Source organism: Syntrophorhabdaceae bacterium (assembly GCA_028713955.1).
GTDB lineage: Bacteria > Desulfobacterota > Syntrophorhabdia > Syntrophorhabdales > Syntrophorhabdaceae > UBA5609.
In genome coordinates this window covers 1-5,454 of sequence record JAQTNJ010000209.1, presented here as the reverse complement: position 1 = coordinate 5,454, position 5,454 = coordinate 1, and the positions used below count along the sequence as shown (strand labels likewise).

Here is a 5,454-nt window from a genome sequence, read left to right as displayed (position 1 = left end):
TTTTCAGCCTGAAAGAAGAGGATGAGCTTTACAATCTTTACGGATCAAAGAAGGATGAATTTTTTTCTTTCATGGCCGGGAGAAGGTACGACAACGCCCTTGCAATTCTCGTAAGTTTCAAGGAGACTATCGACAATTTCTTCGACAAGGTCTTTGTCATGGATAAGGACGAGTCAATCAGGAATAACCGGCTGGCTCTCCTTAAGTCAATAAAGGATATGTTTTTAACATTTGCAGATTTTTCCAAAATCCGGGTGGAATGAGGAGGAGAACATGGAAAAGACAAAATATGTATACTTCTTTGGCGGTAAAAAGGCGGAAGGCAGCGCTGGTTTAAAGAACCTGCTCGGCGGCAAGGGCTCGGGGCTTGCAGACATGGTGAACCTCGGCATCCCGGTCCCACCGGGATTTACCATCACAACAGAGGTATGTACCGAGTTCTACAAGAACAATAGGAAATTCCCTGCAGGTCTGAAGGCAGAGGTCCTCGAAAGCATGAAAAAGGTCGAAGCCATCATGGGCGCGAGGTTCGGTGACCCTGCAAATCCCCTTCTCTTCTCAGTCCGCTCCGGCGCGCGGGTAAGCATGCCCGGCATGATGGACACGGTCCTCAACCTCGGCCTCAACGAAAAAACCGTAGAGGGTCTTGTGAAGCTGACAAAAAACGAACGGTTCGCGTATGACTGCTACCGGCGTTTCGTCCAGATGTACGGTGATGTTGTCCTTGGATTAAAACCGGTAAACAAGGAGGAACAGGACCCCTTTGAAGTGATCATCGAGGAAAAGAAAAAGGAAAGGAAGATCAAATTCGACACAGAGCTAACGGTCAATGACCTTCAGGACCTCGTTAAACGTTTTAAGGCGGCGATCAAAAAAAGACTGGGCGTCACATTCCCCGAAGACCCTTACGAACAGTTGTGGGGTTCGATCGGCGCCGTCTTCCAGTCATGGAATAACGACAGGGCCATCGCGTACCGCGAGCTGAACAACATCCCCGGGGATTGGGGCACAGCGGTCAACGTCCAGTGTATGGTATTCGGGAACATGGGCGAGGATTGCGGAACAGGTGTCGCCTTCACGAGAAACCCCGCAACAGGGGAAAACGCGTTTTATGGTGAATACCTCCTCAACGCCCAGGGCGAGGATGTCGTGGCAGGGATCAGAACACCGCTGCCGATTAATAAAAGGCAGAAGACAGACAAATCGGTCAGGTCCCTTGAAGAGGTCTGGCCCAATATCTACGACGAGATAATCAGGATCAGGGGAACCCTGGAAAAGAACTACAGGGACATGCAGGACGTTGAATTTACCATACAGAATAAGAAGCTCTGGATGCTCCAGACGAGGAACGGCAAGAGGACGGCCTTTGCGGCCTTCAAGATCGCCGTCGACATGGTGAAGGAAGGCCTCATCAGCAAGGAAGATGCCCTGATGAGGATTGAACCGGAACAGCTCAACCAGCTTTTACGACCCATCTTCGACCCGAAGGAAAAAGACAAATCGATCAAGGCAGGCAACCTGATGACCAGGGGGCTCAATGCCGGTCCCGGCGCCGCGACAGGGAAGGTAGTCTACAACGCGGAGGACGCGGAAAGCTGGGCCGGCCGCGGTGAAAAGGTGATCCTCGTAAGGATTGAGACATCGCCGGAAGATATCCGGGGCATGAACGCGGCACAGGGCATCCTCACATCGAGGGGCGGCATGACGAGCCATGCGGCGCTCGTCGCACGGCAGATGGGAAAGGTCTGCGTGGCAGGATGCGGTGACCTCGACATTGACTATAAAAAGAAGACGATCAAGGTAAAGGGTAAAACGATCAAAGAAGGCGGGTATATCTCCATTGACGGGACCACCGGTGAGGTCTTCGCAGGGGAGATGAAAACGATACCCTCGGAGATCCTGAGGGTCCTCATCGACAAGACCCTGAAACCTGAAAAATCAGAGATCTACAAGGATTTTGCCCTTCTCATGAAGTGGGCAGACGAGTTCCGGAGGCTCGGGATCAGGACAAACGCCGACCAGCCGGGCCAGGCCGCTGTCGCGGTCGGATTCGGGGCAGAGGGAATAGGTCTCTGCAGGACAGAGCACATGTTCTTTGAAGGCAACAGGATCGACGCGGTCCGCGAGATGATCGTCGCCGATGACCTTGCCGGCAGGGTGAAGGCGCTGAAAAAGCTCCTCCCCATGCAGAAGAAGGACTTCGCGGGCATCTTCAAGGTAATGCGCGGACTTCCCGTGACGATCCGCACCCTCGATCCGCCTTTGCACGAATTCCTTCCGCACACAGAAAAAGAGATGAAGGACCTGGCGAAGAAGATGGGCATCCCTTACGAAAAGGTCCTCGCCAAGGTTGAAAGCCTCCACGAGGCAAACCCGATGCTGGGCCACAGAGGCTGCAGGCTCGGGATCGTCTATCCTGAAATTACAGAGATGCAGGCTCGGGCTATCTTTGAGGCTGCCTGCGAGGTCAAAAAGAAAGGCATCATTGTAAAACCGGAGGTAATGATACCGCTCGTCGGCACCATCACTGAACTTGCCCTTCAGAAAGCGGTCGTGGAAAAGGCGGCAAAAGAGGTCCTTGCAAAACACAAGGTCTCGATCGACTACAAGATCGGTACAATGATAGAGATACCGAGGGCGGCCATCACTGCCGATGAGATAGCGCAGGAGGCCGAGTTCTTCTCCTTCGGGACAAACGACCTTACCCAGACAGCTCTCGGCATGAGCCGCGATGACGCGGGGAAGTTCCTTCGCTACTACGTTGAGCACGAGATATATTCCTATGACCCGTTCCAGAGGATCGATGAGGGCGGCGTAGGCAAGCTGATGCAGATAGGCGTGGAGCTTGGAAGGAAGACGAGGAAGAACCTGAAGATAGGTATCTGCGGAGAACATGGCGGAGAGCCGAATTCCGTTGAGTTCTGTCACAGGATCGGCCTCGATTACGTCAGTTGCTCGCCCTACAGGGTAACCGTTGCGAAGCTCGCCGCAGCAAGGGCAGCAGTAAAAGAGAAGAGGGCAAAAAAATAGGCCGGATATAAGAAACAGTATATCGTAGTTCGTATATCGTATATAGTGAACTGCAAAAGAACCTGGAATATCCGTAGGACGAGAATTTTATGTCGTAAGGAGATGAACCGGAATTTACGACATACGATATACTATATACGATATACTGATCAGCTGACGGCTGACAGTTTACATCTGAATTTCCTGCGCTTCCAGCCTGAATTCGCTGATTGTTTTTTGCATATTGATCGACAATCTCGATAGTTCTGCCGCAGCCTCCGTCGTATGCTTTGAACTCTCTGAAGTTTCTCTCGAAGTCGCAGCAATCTGTCCAATATCCTTGGTTATCTCCTCGGAGGTAGTTGACATCTCCTCAGTAGCCGATGCTATCTGCTGAACCATGAGTTGTAATTCGTCGGCCTTTGTAACAATATTCTTTAGCGCCTCACCCGCCTGGGCTGAAAGCTCCACACCGGTGTTAACCTTGCCCGACGCGTTTTCCATGGAATCCACTGCCTTGAACACCTCTTCCTGTATCGTCTTTATCATGATGCTGATCTCCGAAGTTGCATTCGCGGTTCTTTCGGCAAGCTTTCTCACCTCGTCTGCCACAACTGCGAAACCGCGACCCTGCTCTCCTGCGCGGGCTGCCTCGATTGCCGCATTCAGCGCAAGAAGGTTTGTCTGGTCGGCGATATCACCTATAACATCTATTATTTCTCCAATATGCCTGGAGCGATCACCGAGGGACCTTACAAACTCTGAAGATGTGTCAACTGTTTTCGCGATCTCCCTGACCTCTGTAACCGATTTGTTCACAATGCCTTCCCCATCTTTAGCAACTGCCAGGGTCTCCTGCGCAGCGCCTGCTATATTGTTCACATTTTGTGCGATATCCATTATCGTTTGCGACATTTCCTCCGCGGCCGTCGCTACCTGAGAAGATCTCTTTTCCTGTTCGGTTGACAGGGTCGACATCTGTCCGGCATCCACATTTAATTGTTGACCTGCTGAAGCAACATTATCTGATGCCTGCTTCACATTCGATACGACATCCCTCCATTTTTCTACCATGTTCTTCATGGCGGAAAGCAATTGTCCTATCTCGTCATTCCTCTGCGTTTCAATCCGGATGCTCAGGTCGCCCTCGGCGAGCCTGTTCGCTACAGGCATAAGTTGTGTAAGGGGTTTCATTATCTTCCTTATAAAACCAAAAAGGAGGAAATTGATAGCGACGATCAGGCACACGGCGATGATGCCGATTACGAGGATGATGCGGTTGAAGGTCGCGAAATAATCACTCTTCGGTAACGCCACTGCGATGGCGCCGATAATCTCACCTTGCTTATTTTTAAGCGGGTCATAGGCGGAAAAGTATGTCTTCCCGTTCAAGATGACCTCGCCCCGATATGATTGACCTCTTTTAATAACAGTATCATAAACGGGCCCTTGTAATTTTAACCCAAGTGCGCGACTCCCATCGGGGTTGATGAGACTTGTTGACACTCGGACGTCTTTCATGAAGATTGTTGCAACACCACCGAACAGATTCTTTATCTGATCAACAAAAACGGTGTTATCGTTTAATGCATAATAACTTATCAGCAGTTTATCATTCTCAATCTTTATATTCACAGATTTTATCTTATCTTCGAGTTTCGCGCTCGGTAAAAGGTTTATATCTTTTGTAAGGAGCAATTCCCAAAAAACCTTCAGCCTGCCGTCAAGCGTAACCTGCGCCTGTTTTACAAAGTCGCTGCGCACCTGCCACAGACAGGCAAAGGCAGTGACGGCAATGCAGGTAATGACCAGAAAAGACCCCAAAAAGGTAATCTTTTTTGTTAAACTAAAATTTTTAAATGACATAACGTTCTCCTACAGGTTTATTTTTCACCTTTTTTAAACGTAAAAGGAAACACGCTTTTCGCTTTTTCTCTTAGAATATTATCGTTGGATTCAGGAAAAGGTTTAGCATTTTTCTCTCTTTATGGAAAAATGCAGGGAGAGGTGCTACAATACTCACATGGAAATAAAGGATAAAAAGGTTTTGTTGCATATCTGCTGCGCCCCTTGCAGCATACACACATTAAAAGAATTGAGGAAGGAGGGCGCGGAGGTATCCGGATATTTTTACAACCCCAATATCCACCCATACACGGAATTCCTGAAAAGGCTGGAGACCCTTGATAACTATGCCGGGATAGCGCTCCTGCCGCTTTCCGTTAACACATCGTACGACCTCGAAACATTTCTCAGGGGCGCCCTCGAATACGGCAAGGACCGGTGCCTCTTCTGTTACAGGATGAGATTGGAGGAGACCTTTCGGAAGGGTATCGAAACCGGCGCCGGGGCGATCACAACAACCCTTCTTTACAGCAAATACCAGAGGCACGACGACATAAAGACCATCGGTGAAGAACTGAGCAACACATATGGCATACCCTT

Annotated in this window: 4 protein-coding genes; 3 read left to right on the top strand and 1 reads right to left on the bottom strand. The window is 49.9% G+C overall.

Annotation, left to right across the window (positions count from 1 at the left end; translation table 11 throughout):
• Together PHU49_13875 and ppdK are read left to right on the top strand one after the other, a co-directional pair.
• Positions 1 to 263 (top strand): DALR anticodon-binding domain-containing protein (locus tag PHU49_13875; protein ID MDD5245093.1); only part of this gene is annotated, 263 nt, incomplete at its 5' end.
• Between the two features lie 10 nt (positions 264 to 273).
• Positions 274 to 3,030 (top strand): pyruvate, phosphate dikinase, encoded by a 2,757-nt coding sequence (ppdK, locus tag PHU49_13870; GenBank protein ID MDD5245092.1) that lies wholly within the window; start codon positions 274 to 276, stop codon positions 3,028 to 3,030.
• Between the two features lie 168 nt (positions 3,031 to 3,198).
• Here ppdK and PHU49_13865 read toward each other — a convergent pair whose 3' ends face one another.
• On the bottom strand, positions 3,199 to 4,875 hold the full coding sequence (locus PHU49_13865; protein ID MDD5245091.1) for a methyl-accepting chemotaxis protein: 1,677 nt from the start codon (positions 4,873 to 4,875) through the stop codon (positions 3,199 to 3,201).
• A gap of 157 nt (positions 4,876 to 5,032) precedes the next feature.
• On the opposite strand from PHU49_13865, the gene PHU49_13860 reads away from it, so the two are divergent.
• Positions 5,033 to 5,454, top strand: a 422-nt coding sequence (locus PHU49_13860; protein MDD5245090.1) for an epoxyqueuosine reductase QueH, incomplete at its 3' end; no start/stop codon positions are given.